The sequence below is a fragment of the Klebsiella sp. PL-2018 genome, assembly GCF_019048985.1.
GTDB lineage: Bacteria > Pseudomonadota > Gammaproteobacteria > Enterobacterales > Enterobacteriaceae > Klebsiella > Klebsiella michiganensis.
The window spans coordinates 3533697-3550033 of the sequence record NZ_CP077673.1; the positions used below are offsets into that span (position 1 = coordinate 3533697).

13 protein-coding genes are annotated in these 16337 nt (G+C 57.5%); 7 read left to right on the forward strand and 6 right to left on the reverse strand.

The annotated features are described in order from the left end of the window. Nucleotides 1–9: 9 nt before the first annotated feature. The gene (locus tag MKleb_RS16480) at nt 10–1155 is read left to right on the forward strand and encodes a dienelactone hydrolase family protein (RefSeq protein WP_014228837.1); all 1146 of its coding nucleotides are present in this window, start codon (nt 10–12) and stop codon (nt 1153–1155) included. A 12-nt stretch (nt 1156–1167) separates the two neighbouring features. On the opposite strand, the gene rluC is transcribed toward MKleb_RS16480, so the two are convergent. Next, nucleotides 1168–2121 carry a 23S rRNA pseudouridine(955/2504/2580) synthase RluC gene (gene rluC / locus MKleb_RS16485; RefSeq protein ID WP_014228836.1) on the reverse strand — a complete coding sequence of 318 codons (954 nt, stop codon included), beginning with the start codon at nt 2119–2121 and terminating at the stop codon, nt 1168–1170. Between the two features lie 697 nt (nt 2122–2818). Between rluC and rne the strand changes: the two genes are divergently transcribed. Then, the gene (gene rne / locus MKleb_RS16490; RefSeq protein ID WP_025106907.1) at nt 2819–6073 is read left to right on the forward strand and encodes a ribonuclease E; all 3255 of its coding nucleotides are present in this window, start codon (nt 2819–2821) and stop codon (nt 6071–6073) included. Nucleotides 6074–6113: 40 nt separating this feature from the next. Here the strand turns inward: rne and MKleb_RS16495 are convergent, their stop codons facing one another. Continuing rightward, the gene (locus tag MKleb_RS16495) at nt 6114–7049 is read right to left on the reverse strand and encodes a LysR family transcriptional regulator (protein WP_004849886.1); all 936 of its coding nucleotides are present in this window, start codon (nt 7047–7049) and stop codon (nt 6114–6116) included. A gap of 109 nt (nt 7050–7158) precedes the next feature. Here MKleb_RS16495 and MKleb_RS16500 point away from each other — a divergent pair, with 109 nt between their 5' ends. Further along, on the forward strand, nt 7159–8373 hold the full coding sequence (locus MKleb_RS16500; RefSeq protein WP_014228834.1) for an MFS transporter: 1215 nt from the start codon (nt 7159–7161) through the stop codon (nt 8371–8373). Between the two features lie 71 nt (nt 8374–8444). On the opposite strand, the gene murJ is transcribed toward MKleb_RS16500, so the two are convergent. The 4 genes from murJ to rimJ form a co-directional block, all read right to left on the reverse strand. Then, nucleotides 8445–9980, reverse strand: a complete 1536-nt coding sequence (gene murJ, locus MKleb_RS16505) for a murein biosynthesis integral membrane protein MurJ (RefSeq protein WP_004849883.1) — start codon at nt 9978–9980, stop codon at nt 8445–8447. 112 nt (nt 9981–10092) lie between these two features. Next, nucleotides 10093–11016 carry a Gfo/Idh/MocA family protein gene (locus MKleb_RS16510; RefSeq protein WP_025106906.1) on the reverse strand — a complete coding sequence of 308 codons (924 nt, stop codon included), beginning with the start codon at nt 11014–11016 and terminating at the stop codon, nt 10093–10095. Between the two features lie 2 nt (nt 11017–11018). Continuing rightward, nucleotides 11019–11666, reverse strand: coding sequence for a YceH family protein (locus MKleb_RS16515; protein ID WP_014228831.1), 648 nt, complete (start codon nt 11664–11666; stop codon nt 11019–11021). A gap of 9 nt (nt 11667–11675) precedes the next feature. Beyond that, nucleotides 11676–12260, reverse strand: a complete 585-nt coding sequence (gene rimJ / locus MKleb_RS16520) for a ribosomal protein S5-alanine N-acetyltransferase (RefSeq protein WP_004131378.1) — start codon at nt 12258–12260, stop codon at nt 11676–11678. Between the two features lie 229 nt (nt 12261–12489). On the opposite strand from rimJ, the gene mdtH reads away from it, so the two are divergent. The 4 genes from mdtH to pyrC all read left to right on the forward strand — a co-directional run bounded on the left by mdtH (nt 12490) and on the right by pyrC (nt 16276). Continuing rightward, nucleotides 12490–13698 carry a multidrug efflux MFS transporter MdtH gene (gene mdtH, locus MKleb_RS16525; RefSeq protein WP_004849878.1) on the forward strand — a complete coding sequence of 403 codons (1209 nt, stop codon included), beginning with the start codon at nt 12490–12492 and terminating at the stop codon, nt 13696–13698. 65 nt (nt 13699–13763) lie between these two features. Continuing rightward, nucleotides 13764–14411, forward strand: coding sequence for a glutaredoxin 2 (gene grxB / locus MKleb_RS16530; protein ID WP_004849875.1), 648 nt, complete (start codon nt 13764–13766; stop codon nt 14409–14411). Between the two features lie 135 nt (nt 14412–14546). Continuing rightward, a complete protein-coding gene (locus tag MKleb_RS16535; protein WP_004849873.1) occupies nt 14547–15107 on the forward strand; it encodes a lipoprotein in 561 nt (186 codons plus the stop codon). Nucleotides 15108–15229: 122 nt separating this feature from the next. Then, nucleotides 15230–16276, forward strand: a complete 1047-nt coding sequence (gene pyrC / locus MKleb_RS16540) for a dihydroorotase (RefSeq protein ID WP_025106905.1) — start codon at nt 15230–15232, stop codon at nt 16274–16276. The last annotated feature ends 61 nt before the right edge of the window (nt 16277–16337 follow it).

Genomic DNA, 16337 nt, shown 5'->3' on the forward strand with positions numbered 1-16337 from the left:
GGAGCCACTATGCCAACCCGCGCTACGCTTTTGACCCTCACCCTGCTGGCCGCCGCCGGCGTTAATGCCCATGACTGGCAGCGCCAGGGCATCGTAGAGGGCAATCTCCCCGCCTCCTGGCAGCAGTTGAAAGCGCAGATGACCTACCCGGACTCGTGGCTCTCTGGCCACTACCGTGATTTTGAGCAATGGCGACAGCAGGCTCGTACGCTGCTTCGGCAGTCTCTGCTAACCCCGGCGTCGACACTCCCCTTCGCGCCGCAAACGCTGATGAGAGAAAATCGAGGCGCGTATACCGCCGAGAAGCTGGCCTTCAACGTAACCGACGATAACAGGATTGCCGCGCTGATGTTGACGCCAAATTCCCCCGGCCCTCACCCGGCAATTGTTCTGCTGCACGACCATGGCTCAAAGTTTGATATCGGTAAGGAGAAGCTAATCCGTCCGTGGAACGACGCTGCACGGCTGGCCAGCGCCGAGGCGTGGGCGGATAAATTTTTCAGCGGTCGGTTTATCGGCGATGAACTGGCGCAGCGCGGCTATGTCGTCATCGCCATTGATAGCCCGGGTTGGGGGGACCGAGGGCCGATGGTCTACGAGCAGCAGCAGGCCCTCGCCAGCAACTACTTTAACCTGGGGCGCTCGCTGGCTGGTGAAGTTGCCTATGAAGATCTGCGTACCGTCGATTTCCTCAGCACTTTAAAAACGGTTGATAGTCAACGCATTGGGGTCGTGGGTTTCTCAATGGGCGGTTTTCGCGCCTGGCAGCTGGCCGCCCTGTCTGACAAAGTCGCCGCGACTGCGGTTATCTCCTGGTTTGGAACCTGGAACGGCCTGATGCAGCCTGGCAACAACGTTTTGCGCGGCCAGTCGGCGTTTTATATGCTTCACCCTGGCTTATCCGGACGCCTCGATATTCCCGATATCGCCAGCATTGCCGCGCCAAAACCGATGCTTATTTACAGCGGCGGACAAGATAAGCTCTTCCCGGCGGAAGCCGTTAACGACGCCTTCGCAAAAGTACATAAAGTGTGGGCGTCGCAAAACGCGCAGGATAAGCTGGAAACAAAAACGTGGCCGGAACTGGGCCACGTTTTTAATCAACAACAGCAGGATGAAGTTTTCCCCTGGCTTGCCAGGTGGCTCAAACCCTGAGCCTGAGCGCGGTCATTTCGCGTTACGCAAGACCTGCAGGCAGCGCTTAAGCTGATTATCTAAGGGGGCTTCAATGCGCATAATCTCCCCGCTACCCGGATGGGTAAACTTCAGCGCCGCCGCATGCAGAAACAGCCGGTTAAGGCCGGTGCCCGCCAGCTGCTTATCAAATTCACGGTCGCCGTAGCGGTCGTCAAAAGCAATAGGGTGGCCGGCGTATTGCGTATGTACGCGGATTTGATGCGTACGACCGGTCACCGGACTGCAGCGCACCAGCGTCGCATGGGTATAACGCTCTTCAACTTTAAAGCGCGTCTCCGACGGTTTCCCCTCCTGGTTAACCCGCACAATGCGCTCACCGCTCTGCAGAATATTTTTCAGCAGCGGCGCCTGCACCACTTTAGTATGCGACTGCCACTGCCCGCGCACCAGCGCCAGGTAATCCTTCTGCATTCCTTTGTCGCGCAGCTGCTCGTGCAGGGAACGCAGCGCGGAACGCTTTTTGGCGACCAGCAGCACGCCGGAGGTGTCGCGATCCAGGCGATGTACCAGCTCCAGGAAACGCGCTTCCGGACGCAGCGCGCGCAGACCTTCAATTACGCCAAAGCTCAATCCGCTGCCGCCGTGTACCGCCGTTCCGGAAGGCTTGTTAAGCACCAGGATATGATCGTCTTCATATAAAATCACATCGGCCAGCGCGGCTACTTTTTGCAGGTGTGGAGAGACCGCCTCTTCTTCTTTCTCAGAGACGCGAACCGGCGGGATGCGCACTTCGTCGCCGGCTTCCAGCTTATATTCCGGCTTCACGCGCTTTTTGTTAACCCGCACCTCGCCTTTACGCAAGATGCGATAAATCATGCTCTTCGGTACGCCCTTCAGCTGCGTACGCAAAAAGTTGTCGATACGTTGCCCGGCTTCATCATCAGCAATGGCAACCATTTTTACGCTTGGGATCTCAGTTTTCATGGTGCGCGATTCTAAATAGCCCGACGCATTAGCGCCACTCATTTTTATATGCTTATATTTATCATCATCCGGATTTCACAGTACGCTTCATCATCGTTTTGTTTGTTATTAGAACAATCTGTATACGCGGGTGAAAAAACTGTGAGTAACCGGGTGATAAAAGGTGAAAGTCAACTTGCTATAACGAGCTTAGCAATGGAATAATGATGCAGTATTCCGTGCTGAAACTTGTTAGAACAAGAAATTAGCGGAATGACCAATTTTGTCTGACCGATCATCAACGCAGCAATGGCGTAAGACGTATTGATCTTTCAGACAGTTAGCGGGCTGCGGGTTGCAGTCCTTACCGGTACAGGCTCTATGGATTTCACGTCGCAGGAAGGCGTTCACACTGGGATATCCCGGCGCTCATCTGGATCAAATGATTAAGATGAGCAGGTTAAGCCGCCACGCCTGCTGCATGAAAAACGATGGGTATAAATGGAATCTTCTCTGGTGATACATCCCAGGCAGTTCCCCTGATAAGTGCGCTGTGTTTCCGTTTGAAATACAGGCGACCGACACTCTGCGCCTCTTAAGCGCGCGACAGCCGTGAGGTTGGCGACGTGAAACAGACACGAGGCCATCGGTTTTCCCCGGTAAGGCGTTACTCTGCCCGTAGCTTAGTCGTCAATGTAAGAATAATGAGTAAGTTACGATGAAAAGAATGTTAATCAACGCAACTCAGCAGGAAGAGTTGCGCGTCGCCCTTGTTGATGGGCAGCGCCTGTACGACCTGGATATCGAAAGCCCCGGGCACGAACAGAAAAAAGCGAACATCTACAAAGGCAAAATCACTCGTATTGAACCTAGCCTCGAAGCCGCATTTGTTGATTATGGTGCCGAGCGTCATGGTTTCCTCCCTCTCAAAGAAATTGCCCGCGAATACTTCCCTGCCAACTACAATTCTCACGGTCGTCCAAACATCAAGGACGTGCTGCGTGAAGGCCAGGAAGTGATTGTCCAGATCGATAAAGAAGAGCGTGGCAATAAAGGCGCCGCGCTGACCACCTTTATCAGCCTGGCGGGTAGCTATCTGGTGCTGATGCCGAATAACCCACGCGCTGGCGGTATTTCACGCCGCATCGAGGGTGACGATCGCACCGAACTCAAAGAAGCGCTGGCCAGCCTTGAGCTGCCGGACGGCATGGGACTTATCGTTCGCACCGCTGGCGTCGGCAAATCCGCCGAAGCGCTGCAGTGGGACTTAAGCTTCCGCCTGAAGCACTGGGAAGCCATCCAGAAAGCCGCAGACAGCCGCCCTGCTCCGTTCCTGATCCATCAGGAAAGCAACGTCATCGTGCGCGCTTTCCGCGACTATCTGCGTCAGGATATCGGCGAAATCCTTATCGACAACCCGAAGGTGCTTGAGCTGGCTCGCCAGCACATTGCGGCGCTGGGTCGTCCGGATTTCAGCAGCAAAATCAAACTGTACACCGGGGAAATCCCGCTGTTCAGCCACTATCAAATCGAATCGCAGATTGAGTCCGCTTTCCAGCGTGAAGTGCGTCTGCCTTCCGGCGGTTCTATCGTTATCGACAGCACCGAAGCGCTGACCGCTATCGATATCAACTCCGCACGCGCCACCCGCGGCGGCGACATCGAAGAAACGGCGTTTAATACCAACCTTGAAGCAGCCGATGAAATCGCTCGTCAGCTGCGTCTGCGCGACCTTGGCGGCCTGATCGTTATCGACTTCATCGATATGACCCCGGTTCGCCACCAGCGTGCGGTAGAAAACCGCCTGCGCGAAGCCGTCCGTCAGGACAGAGCGCGCATCCAGATCAGCCATATTTCCCGCTTTGGACTGCTGGAGATGTCGCGTCAGCGCCTGAGCCCGTCGCTCGGGGAGTCCAGCCATCACGTCTGCCCGCGCTGTAGCGGAACGGGTACCGTGCGCGATAACGAATCGCTGTCGCTTTCTATTCTGCGTTTGATCGAAGAAGAAGCGCTGAAAGAGAACACCAAAGAAGTTCACGCTATCGTACCGGTGCCGATTGCCTCTTACCTGCTGAACGAAAAACGTGCCGCGGTAAGCGCGATTGAAACCCGTCAGGCCGATGTGCGCGTTATTATCGTGCCAAACGACCAGATGGAAACGCCGCACTACTCTGTTCTGCGCGTGCGTAAGGGCGAAGAGACCTCCACGCTGAGCTATCTGCTGCCGAAACTGCACGAAGAAGAGATGGCCATGCCTTCTGATGAAGAGCCGGCCGAGCGTAAACTCCCGGAACAACCGGCGCTGGCTGCTTTTGTCATGCCTGACGCGCCTCCGGCTCCGGCCCAGGAAGAGCCGGCCAGAGCCGCGGCTACCGTTGCGCCTGCCGCATCCGCACCGAAAGCGGCAGCGACGGCGCAGCCTGGCCTGGTTGCCCGCTTCTTCAGCGCGCTGAAAAATATGTTCTCCAGCGAGGAAGAGACTAAACCGGCAGAAGTTCAGGTTGAGAAAAAAGCGGAAGAGAAATCCGAGCGTCAGCAGGATCGTCGTAAACCGCGCTCCAACAACCGCCGCGATCGCAATGACCGCCGCGACAACCGGGATAATCGCGATAGCCGCGAGAACCGCGATAGTCGTGCCGAGAACAGCGAAGGCCGCGAGTCTCGTGAAGAAAACCGCCGCAACCGTCGTGAGAAGCAGCAGCAGAACGCTGAGCCGCGCGAAATCCGCCAGACAACGGTCGAAGATAGCGAAAAAGGCAAAGCGCGCGACGAGCAGCAGCCGCGCCGCGAACGTAATCGCCGTCGTAACGATGATAAACGTCAGGTTCAGCAGGAAGCCAAAGCGCAAACCCGCGAAGAGCCGGTTGTTCAGGAGAGCGAGCAGGAAGAGCGCGTGCAGACGATGCCGCGTCGTAAACCTCGCCAGCTGGCGCAGAAGGTGCGTATTGAATCCGCCGCCGCTGAACAGGTTGTCGAGCCGGTAGCCGCGCCTCAGGTCGCCGAAGCGCCGGTCGTCCAGCCGGAAGCCGCAGCGCCGCGCACTGAACTGGCGAAAGTCGACCTGCCGGCGGTTGTTGAAACCGCTGCGGAACATGATGAGAACGGTGAAGCCCGCGAATCCAACGGTATGCCGCGTCGTTCACGTCGTTCCCCTCGTCACCTGCGCGTCAGCGGCCAGCGCCGTCGTCGCTACCGTGATGAGCGTTACCCGACGCAATCCCCGATGCCGCTGACCGTAGCCTGCGCATCGCCGGAAATGGCGTCTGGTAAAGTGTGGATCCGCTACCCGGTCGTTCGCCCTCAGGACCAGCAGCAGGAAGACGTGCAGGTTCAGGAGCTCTCAACCACTGCGGCTGAGCCCGTCGCCGCGCCAGTGGCTGCCGCTGAGCCGGCTGTCTCTGACGTCATTGCCCCGGCTGTCGCCGCAGAAAGCGCAGTCGAGCCAGTGGCCACTACCGAGCCTGTGGCGGTGATTAACGAACCTGAAGTTCCGGTCGTAGAAACCACGCATCCGGAGGCTATCGCCGCCCCGGTTGATGAACAGCCGCAGCTGATTGCCGAAGTCGATGAAGCCGTGGCCGAAGAAGTTGTCGCAGAAGCCGTTGACGTCGTTGCGCAAGAGGCTGTCGAACCGGAAGCTGCGGTCGCTGAACCTGTTGCGGTTGAAGAGGCGGCGGTGATTGTTGAGGAAGCGCCTGTTGTTTCCGAACCGGTGGTTGAACCTGCACCAGCGGCGGAGCCGGTCGTTGCGACTCAACCTGTTGTCACGGCTGCGCCGGTCGTTAAGGTCGCCAATCGTCACGCCACGGCGCCGATGACCCGCGCCCCAGCGCCAGACTACGTACCTGAAGCACCTCGTCAAAGCGAGTGGGTTCGCCCGAACTTTGATTTTGACGGTAAAGGTTCTGCTGGCGGTCATAGCGCCACGCACAAAGCCGCTGCCGGACCTACCCGTCCGCAGCCCGTAGAGTAACGTCACCTCGACAAGACCGGCCCCCGCGGCCGGTCTTTTTTTATTCCCCTTCCGGACGCTGCATCCCCGCAATCTGCGGCATGACCTCACGCATCAGATCGAGAAATTTACGCAACCGCGTTGGATAGTAGCGCGCCCAGGGATACACCAGGTGTACCGGCAGCGGTGAGGCTCGCCACTGCGGGAACAGCTCCACCAGCCGCCCGGCGGCAATATCGTCCGCTACCGCCCAGCTCGACACAATCGCCGCGCCCAGCCCCGCCAGCGCGGTATTACGCGCCACATGCACGCTATCGGTACTCAGACACGGCGCGATGGCAAAGGTAATAAGCTGCTCATCCACCTGCGACTGCAGCCTCACCTCATGCTGATAGAACGTGCTGATGGCTATCCACGGCAGCAACGACATCTCCTGCGGCGCGCTTAACGGCGGTAAGTTCGCCAGCAGCGATGGGGATGCCACCACGCTGCGGGGAACCTCGGCCAGCAGTACCGATACCGTAGCCGGATCCACCTCGGCCCCCACGCGAATCGCGCAGTCGATACCATCGCTCAGAAAATCGACCGTCTTATCGTTCAGCATCCATTCAACCGCCAGCTGGGGATAGCGCTGCAAAAAATCCACCAGTGGCCCCAGCAGCTGTTGCTGACCAAACGCATGCGGGGCCCGCACTCTTAAAATCCCCACCGGCCGGTCATCGGTGATCCGCAGGTCGTCCTCCAGCGCCAGCCAGGCATCGACGACCTGGCGGGCATGCTGATAACAGCGCTCACCGTCATCGGTCAGCTTCATCGCGTGAGTCGTGCGCAGAATCAACTTTGCGCCAAGCAGCCCCTCCAGAGACTGAAGCCGTCGACTTACCGTCGCCTGGGTCGTATTCATCTGTACCGCGGCGGCGGAGAGAGACCCGGCCTCCACGATACGAATGAACGTACGCATCAGTTCGATACGATCTATACGCTCTTGCTTCTTCATTTATATTTTGCCTATACGCTTAGCGTATAACCGTTTTACCACCGGGCTATCTACCGCGCCAGCCGGATTACGGGAAAAATAGCGCCATCGCTTCTAAGAGGAATCCACCATGACACCAACTCCACTCACCTCCCGCGCCGCCGGGTGGGTCATTTTCATCCTTGCGCTGGGCGCAGGCTTCAGCGTCGCCTCAATCTATTACGCGCAACCGCTGCTGCCGCTGATGGGGGCTAACCTCCATTTGAGCGTTGAGGGTATGGGTCTGGTTCCGACCCTGACCCAGGCCGGCTACGCGCTGGGCATACTTTTCCTTCTCCCGCTTGGCGACCGCCACGACCGCAGAAAGCTGATCCTGATGAAAAGCGCCGCGCTGGCCGTCCTGTTGCTGCTCTGCAGCCTTACCGGTCAGCTAAGCTCTCTGCTGATTGTCAGCCTGCTTATCGGTATGGCCGCGACCATGGCGCAGGATATCGTACCGGCAGCCGCGATTCTGGCTCCCGCGGGCAAGCAGGGGAAAATGGTGGGTACGGTGATGACCGGCCTGCTGCTGGGGATCCTGCTGTCGCGAACCGTTAGTGGTCTGGTGGGGGCGCTATTCGGCTGGCGGGTAATGTATCAGGCGGCTGCGGTCAGCATCGCGATGATTGGTGTGGTGATGTGGCGCGTGCTGCCGCGCTTCGAAATTCACTCAACCCTCAGCTACCCGCAGCTGATGAAATCGATGGCGCATCTGTGGAAACGCTATCCGGCACTGCGTCGCGCCGCATTCGCCCAGGGATTCCTCTCTATCGCCTTTAGCGCCTTCTGGTCTACGCTTGCGGTCATGCTGTTGGCGCACTATCAGATGGGCAGCGCGGTAGCCGGTGGCTTCGGTATTGCAGGGGCTGCCGGGGCGCTTGCCGCCCCGCTGGCCGGCGGCCTGGCCGACAAGTTCGGCGCAGAAAAAGTCACGCAAATGGGCGCGGCGCTGGTGACGGTTTCGTTTGCCCTGATGTTTTTGCTGCCTGCGCTACCGCCGCATGGTCAGCTAATCCTGATTGCCATCTCGGCCGTCGGTTTTGACCTGGGGCTGCAATCCAGCCTCGTGGCGCACCAGAATCTGGTGTATGGCCTGGAGCCGCAGGCGCGCGGACGCCTCAACGCGCTGCTGTTCACCGGCGTGTTTATTGGGATGTCGCTGGGTTCAGTACTGGGAAGCAAACTGTATGTGCTCGCAGGCTGGAGCGGCGTGGTGACCCTCGCCGTCGTAACCGGTGCGATTGCCCTTGGGATCCGCCTGCTGGAAAGCGCCAGGGTCGTATCGGCGCAGCGAACCGCCAGATAAAGAGCGAACCGTCAGGTAAAAAAAGCCGCTGTGCAATTCCTGCAGAGCGGCTTTTCTTTCATCAGAACAACTCAAACCGTGCGGCGAGCAAACTCTTTCACGCGAAAGCCCAGCAGCAGCAGCGTCGCGAAATAGGCGACAACGCCGGCCACCACGACCACCATCAAGCGCAGCAGGCGGAACGGCATCGTCCCCTGCGACCACTCCGGCATCAGGTACATCACACCCAGCAGCGCCGCTGACATAATAATCACCGCGATGACCAGGCGCAGCAGGAACAGGAACCAGCCCGGCTGAGGCGTAAAAATTTTCTGTTTCCGCAGCTGCCAGTAGAGCAGCGCGGCGTTCAGGCAGGCCGCCAGACCAATCGACAACGACAGACCAGCGTGCTTCAGGGGGCCAATAAAGGCGAGGTTCATCACCTGCGTCATGATCAGCGTGACGATGGCAATTTTCACCGGCGTTTTAATGTCCTGCCGCGAATAGAATCCGGGAGCCAGCACCTTCACGACGATGAGCCCCATCAGCCCGACAGAATACGCCACCAGCGCGCGCTGGGTCATCGCGGCATCAAAAGCGGTAAATTTCCCGTACTGGAATAACGCGACCGTCAGCGGCTTGGCCAGGATCCCTAACGCCACCGCGCTCGGTAGCGCGAGCAGGAAGCACAGGCGTAATCCCCAGTCCATCAAACGGCAATATTCATCGTGATTGCCGCTGGCGAAGCTTTTAGACAGCGAAGGCAGCAAAATGGTCCCCAGCGCCACGCCCAGTACGCCGGACGGAAACTCCATCAGACGATCGGCGTAGTACATCCACGATACGGAGCCGGAAACGAGGAATGAGGCAAAAATCGTGTTAATGATCAGCGAGATTTGGCTGACTGAGACGCCGAGAATCGCCGGGCCCATCTGTTTTACCACCCGCACCGCGCCAGCATCTTTAAGGTTGACCCGCGGCAGCACCAGCATGCCGATTTTTTTCAGATGCGGCAGCTGCCAGGCTAGCTGCAAAATACCGCCAACCGTTACCGCCCACGCCATTGCCAGCATCGGCGGATTAAAATAGGGCGCGGCAAACAGCGCAAAACCAATCATGCTGACGTTCAGGAAGGTCGGGGCAAAAGCAGGCACCGAAAAGCGGTTCCAGGTATTCAGGATGGCGCCCACGAGTGAAGCCAGGGAGATCAACAGAATATAGGGAAAAGTGATGCGCAAGAGCTGCGTGGTCAGGGCGAACTTTTCGGGCGTATTGGCAAATCCCGGCGCGGTGATAGTAATCACCCACGGTGCCGCCAGCATACCGGCGACGGTGACCAGCGCCAGAACCAGCGTCAGCAGCCCCGAAACATAGGCGACGAAAACCCGGGTCGCATCTTCACCCTGCTTGCTTTTATACTCCGCCAGAATCGGCACAAAAGCCTGTGAGAAAGCGCCTTCAGCAAAAATACGCCGTAAAAGGTTCGGGAGTTTAAAAGCAACGAAGAAGGCGTCGGTGGCCATCCCCGCGCCAAAAATACGCGCCACAATCGCATCGCGCGCAAAGCCCAGCACGCGCGAAAACATGGTCATCGAACTGACGGCCGCCAGTGATTTTAAAAGATTCATTAACGTGTTATTCCACAACCCTGGAGTAAAACGCCCGCAAATGCGGGCGCTGGAAAGTGGCGATAGTCTACCGGGTTCATAATGAATTACTACTGTCAGTTGTTACAACGGATTATTCGCTCATCGCTTCGCGCCAGAGTTTCTCTATAACGCGCTGAGCCAGCAGCGCCTGCTCGCCGGACGTTTCAGGAACCGTCTGATTTTGCACGCATTCGATAAAATGCCGCGCGCAGCCGGTAAATCCACGCTGCTCAAGGGTGGTCTGCCAGCCGGGGATCGGGCGCTGGATCACGCCGCGCCCCCGCTCCTCCTGCCACTCCCGCATATCCCGGACTTCATATAATCCGCCGTCGGTTACCGCCTGTACCCACTCCCGCTGGCTTCCGGCGCGGCGGTGCATACTGGTGGTTATCTGCATCATTCCGCAACTGAAATGGTGTTCGGCATACAGCATCTCCCCTTGAGCGGTGGTGTGCAGCGCACCGCCGCTTAAACGCGCTTTATCGCCCGCCAGCCATAGCGCGGTATCGACGACGTGCAGATAGTCATCCAACAGCGTGAAGCGCAGATCGTGGCCCACGCTGTCGCTACGGTGCTTATCCATCCGCAGCGACGCAGCGCTCCCGAGCTGGGCCTTCAGCTCGCGATAGAGGGGGGCAAAACGGCGGTTAAACCCGACCATTAGCGTGAGATGACGGCGAGCGGCCAGCTCAACCAGCGCCTCCGCATCGCTGAGTTTATCCGCCAGCGGTTTATCAACGCAGACATGCACTCCGGCATTGAGCAGGCGGGAAACCACTTCATAATGTGAAGCCGTTGAAGTATGCACGAATACGGCATCACACTGCGCCGCCAGCTGTTCCAGAGAATCCGCATAGGGAATACGCCAGGTTTCACAGATACGCAGCGCTTTCTCTTTCCCGGGCGACCACGCCGCCTGTAGCGTCCAGTCATCGGCGGCCCCCAGCACCGGTAACCACGCCTTTTGCGCGATACCGCCCAGGCCAACCACTCCTATACGTAGTTTCGCCGACATGCTTAATCTCCCAGGTGAGCCAGCAGTGAATCGAGACGCGCTTTCAGCTCGGCAACTTCCGCCTCCAGCGCCTCAACGCGCATCTGAAGATCGTCGCCGGGCGGCGACACGGCCTCCACGACGGTAATTAGTGAATCCATATCATCGCAGAACAGATGCATATAGCGGCTTTCACGCTTGCCAGGCTCCCGCGGCAGACGCGCAACATAGGGGCCATCTTCTCGCGAAGCCAGGTTTTCGAGGACGCTTTCAACCTCGGCCATATCGCTGAATTCATGCATTCGCTGCGCGCGACCGCGGAGTTCGCCAGGCGTCTGCGCCCCGCGCAGCAGCAGTGTGGTCACGATAGCGACTTCCGCCGGCGTGAATTTCAGATCGCCGAATTCAGAGTTGCAGAAGCGTTGTTCATACTTGGTTACCCGGTTGCCGAAACCGCTGACCGTACGCAAATAATGGCGCTTGACTAGCGTATCGAGCAGATCCTGAACTTCACTTTCGCTGAGCGACATTACCGGTTCACGGTTTGTTTTCTGGTTACAGGCGGTGACCACCGCGTTGACCGACAGGGGGTACTGCTCCGGCGTGGTGACCTGCTTTTCCAGCAGGCAGCCAATGACCCGCGCCTCATGCGCGGTTAACTGATATTTCATGATGTCTCCTTAGCGACCCGGGGTCCAGTCCGGTGTCGTCAACGCCGTCAGTACGTGATCGCGCCACTGCCCATCAATGAGCAGGTAATCTTTGGCGTAACCCTCTTTTTCAAAGCCCAGACGCGCCAGCAAATCGCCGCTGCGCTGATTATGCGGCATATAGTTTGCCATTATGCGATGGATATGTTGCGTGCGCTGCATATAGCGAATGGCCGACGTCAGCGCTTCATACATCAGCCCCTGCCCTTGCCATTTCTCCCCGATGGAGTAGCCGAGATAGCAGGCATGAAACGATCCGCGCACCACATTCGAAAAATTCGCCACGCCGATGATCTCTTTTTCTTCCGGGTCAAGCAGAGCAAAATAGAACGCCGAGCCCTGCTTATGAAACTCAGAAATCATCGATAAACGCGCCTGCCAGCCGGAAGGATAACAGTGGCTGTCATCGCGCACCGGTTCCCAGGGTTTTAAGAACCCTTTATTTTCCGCGTAATAATCGGCCAGACGCCAGGCGTCACGATCGTGCACCAGCCGAACCACCAGCCGGTCCGTCGTCAAACGCACCTTCGGTACGTTACTGCGATAGCCAAACATTCCCCTCTCCTGTTCCCCTGACGCAATACTTGCTGACTTTACTATACCTGTCCTGCACGGCGGTGTGAAAACAGCAACATACCATTTTCTGCACCATCTCTGCTTTTCGATGAATAGCCTCTATCGTTCTTGCATTTTGATAAAAAAATATTGTCGCGAGCGCGCTGGGAAAATAGCCATTAACCCCGCAAAATGTCAGAGCTTATTCTTATTTTTCCCTGGAGGGGAAATGTCCCGCGTATCGCAGGCAAGGAGCCTGGGTAAATATTTCCTGTTAGTCGATAACATGCTGGTCGTACTCGGCTTTTTCGTTGTGTTCCCGCTTATCTCCATTCGCTTTGTCGACCAGATGGGGTGGGCTGCGCTGATGGTCGGGATTGCGCTCGGCCTGCGTCAGCTGGTGCAGCAAGGCTTAGGAATATTTGGCGGCGCCATTGCCGACCGTTTTGGCGCCAAGCCGATGATCGTTACCGGTATGCTGATGCGCGCGGCCGGCTTCGCGGCGATGGCCGTCGCTCATGAACCCTGGGTGCTGTGGCTCTCCTGTATTCTTTCAGGCCTCGGCGGCACGCTGTTCGATCCCCCGCGGGCGGCGCTGGTGGTCAAGCTGGTACGCCCGCACCAGCGCGGACGTTTCTTCTCTATCCTGATGATGCAGGACAGCGCAGGAGCGGTGATCGGCGCGCTGCTGGGCAGCTGGCTGCTGCAATATGATTTTCGCCTGGTGTGCAGCGCCGGAGCGGCGCTGTTTATCGCCTGTGCGGCATTCAACGCCTGGTATCTTCCCGCCTGGAAGCTGTCGACGGTCAAAACGCCGGTTCGTGAAGGACTGGGGCGCGTGTTGCGCGACAAACGCTTTGTCACCTATGTGCTGACGCTGACCGGGTATTACATGCTAGCGGTGCAGGTGATGCTGATGCTGCCGATTATGGTGAATGATATTGCGGGTTCTCCGGCGGCGGTCAAATGGATGTACGCCATTGAAGCGACCATTTCGCTAACGCTGCTGTATCCGATTGCCCGCTGGAGCGAAAAGCGTTTTCGCCTGGAGCAGCGCCTGATGGCCGGCCTGCTGATCATGACGCTCGCGATGATGCCAATTGGCCTGAGCAGCAATTTGCAGCAGCTGTTTACGCTGATCTGCGTATTTTATATGGGGTCAATCATCGCTGAACCCGCGCGTGAAACGCTGGGGGCGTCGCTGGCGGATGCCAGAGCGCGCGGCAGCTATATGGGCTTTAGCCGGTTAGGCCTGGCCTTCGGCGGCGCTTTCGGCTACGCAGGCGGCGGCTGGCTGTTCGATGCCGGTAAGGCCGTCGGTCAGCCTGAGCTGCCGTGGCTGATGCTGGGCATTATCGGCCTCGCGACGTTTATTGCGCTGTGGTGGCAGTTCAGTCCAAAACGTTCGGCCTCCGGAATGCTGGAGCCGCGAACCTGATTTGCCGGGCCTTCGTTTCTCCTCCATACTGAATTGAGGATGTTCAGCAACAATGGAGGAGAAACGTGAAGTTATATATCTACGATCACTGCCCGTTCTGCCTTAAAGCCCGCATGATTTTCGGCCTGAAAAATATCCCCGTCGAACTGATTGTGCTCCTGAACGATGATGAATTAACCCCCACCCGAATGATCGGCCAGAAAATGGCGCCAATCCTGCAAAAAGACGATAGCCGCTATATGCCGGAAAGCATGGATATCGTGCACTATGTCGATAAGCTGGACGGCAAACCGCTGCTTACCGGCCCGCGTAATCCGGCGGTGGAAACCTGGCTGCGGAAGGTCAACGGCTACGCGAACCGCCTGCTGATCCCCCGCTTTGCCAAATCCGCGTTTGATGAATTCGCCACGCCAGAGGCGCGCGCCTATTTTGTGAAAAAGAAAGAGGCGGCTATCGGCAGCTTTGCTGACCATCTCGCCCATTCCCCCGGTCTGGTGAAGAACATCAGCGACGATCTGCGGGCGCTGGATAAACTGATTGTCCAGCCAAACGCCGTCAACGGAGAACTCTCTGAAGATGATATTCAGCTCTTTCCTCTGCTGAGGAATCTGACGCTGGTTGCCGGCGTGAACTGGCCGAGTCGGGTGGCCGCCTATCGTGACAACATGGCCAAACAGACGCAGATCAACCTGCTTTCTTCAATGGCTATTTAACCTCAAGGCAGCGGATGGTTTGGCCCTTCGCTGCCGAACGCCTCTTTTTCAGTCTTTTCCGCTAGCACCTCCTGCGCTGGCGGGCCATGCTGCTTTGTGTCAGGATGAACCCATGGCATGACATTAAGGAATCCAATGAAAAAGATGTTTATCGCGGCCGCGCTTATCGTTAGCGGCCTGCTTAGCGCCTGTAATCAGCTCACGCAATATTCCGTGAGCGAGCAGGAAATCAATCAGGCGCTGCAGAAACGTAACCACTTCGCTAAGGATATTGGCCTGCCAGGCGTAGCGGATGCCCATATTGAACTGCAAAATCTTACCAGCGCTATTGGCCGTGAAGAACCAAACAAAGTCACGTTAAGCGGCGTGGCCAATTTAGATCTGAATTCACTTTTCGGGAACCAGAAAGCGACCATCGATCTGAAGCTCAAAGCGCTGCCGGCTTTCAATAAAGAAAAGGGGGCCATTTTCCTGCAGGAGATGGAAGTCGTCGATGCTAAAGTTCAGCCGGAAAAGCTCCAGTCTGTCGTACAGACGCTGATCCCTTACCTGAATCAGTCCCTGCGTAGCTACTTCAATCAGCAGCCTGCCTACGTCCTGCGCGAGGATGCCAGCACCGGTGAAGCGCTGGCGAAAAAGTATGCTAAAGGGATTGAAGTGAAGCCCGGCGAGATTATTATCCCGTTCACCAACTGATGGCTCGGGCGCTGAAGCGCCCGATTTTTTACGGAAGTTGATGCAAAGGAAAACGTTTACGCTTATCCTTAGTGCCCGGCAAAAACAGCCCTGATGACTGAACCTATTAGCCGGAGCCTTCCATGACAGCACAATCCCAGGTATTGAAAATCCGCCGCCCTGACGACTGGCATATCCATCTGCGCGATGACGATATGTTAAAAACCGTCGTGCCTTATACCAGTGAATTTTATGGCCGGGCAATCGTGATGCCAAACCTGGTACCGCCTGTCACTACCGTCGAAGCCGCCCTCGCCTATCGCCAGCGTATCGTTGATGCGATCCCTGCGGGCCATGATTTTACGCCGCTGATGACCTGCTATCTGACGGATACGCTCGACCCGGCTGAGCTGGAGCGCGGATTTAACGAAGGCGTATTCACTGCCGCCAAGCTCTATCCGGCCAACGCCACCACCAACTCCAGCCACGGCGTCACCAGTACGGATGCCATTATGCCGGTGCTGGAACGCATGGAAAAGCTGGGGATGCCTCTGCTGGTTCACGGTGAGGTCACCCATGCTGATATCGATATTTTTGACCGGGAAGCGCGCTTTATTGAAACGGTCATGGAGCCGCTGCGTCAGCGCCTGCCCGGCCTGAAGGTGGTCTTCGAACACATCACGACCAAAGATGCCGCTGAATACGTACGCGACGGTAACGAGCTGCTGGCGGCCACCATCACTCCGCAGCACCTGATGTTCAATCGCAACCATATGCTGGTTGGCGGCGTGCGTCCCCACCTTTATTGCCTGCCGATCCTGAAACGCAATATTCACCAGCAGGCGCTGCGCGAACTGGTTGCCAGCGGTTTTGACCGCGCTTTCCTCGGCACGGATTCCGCTCCCCATGCCCGCCATCGTAAGGAAGCCAGCTGCGGATGCGCAGGCTGTTTTAACGCGCCGACCGCGCTGGGCAGCTACGCCACGGTATTTGAGGAGATGAACGCCCTGCAACACTTTGAAGCCTTCTGTTCGCTTAACGGCCCCCGCTTCTATGGCCTGCCGGTCAATGAGGGCTACGTGGAGCTGGTGCGCGAAGAGAGCCAGGTGGTCGAGAGTATCACCCTGCCAGGCGACGCGCTGGTGCCGTTCCTTGCCGGGGAAACCGTGCGCTGGACGATGAAAAAATAAATAGCCTGCCCCCTGTTGTAAATCTTCAGAGTGTACTGTATAAATAAACAGTACATTATCC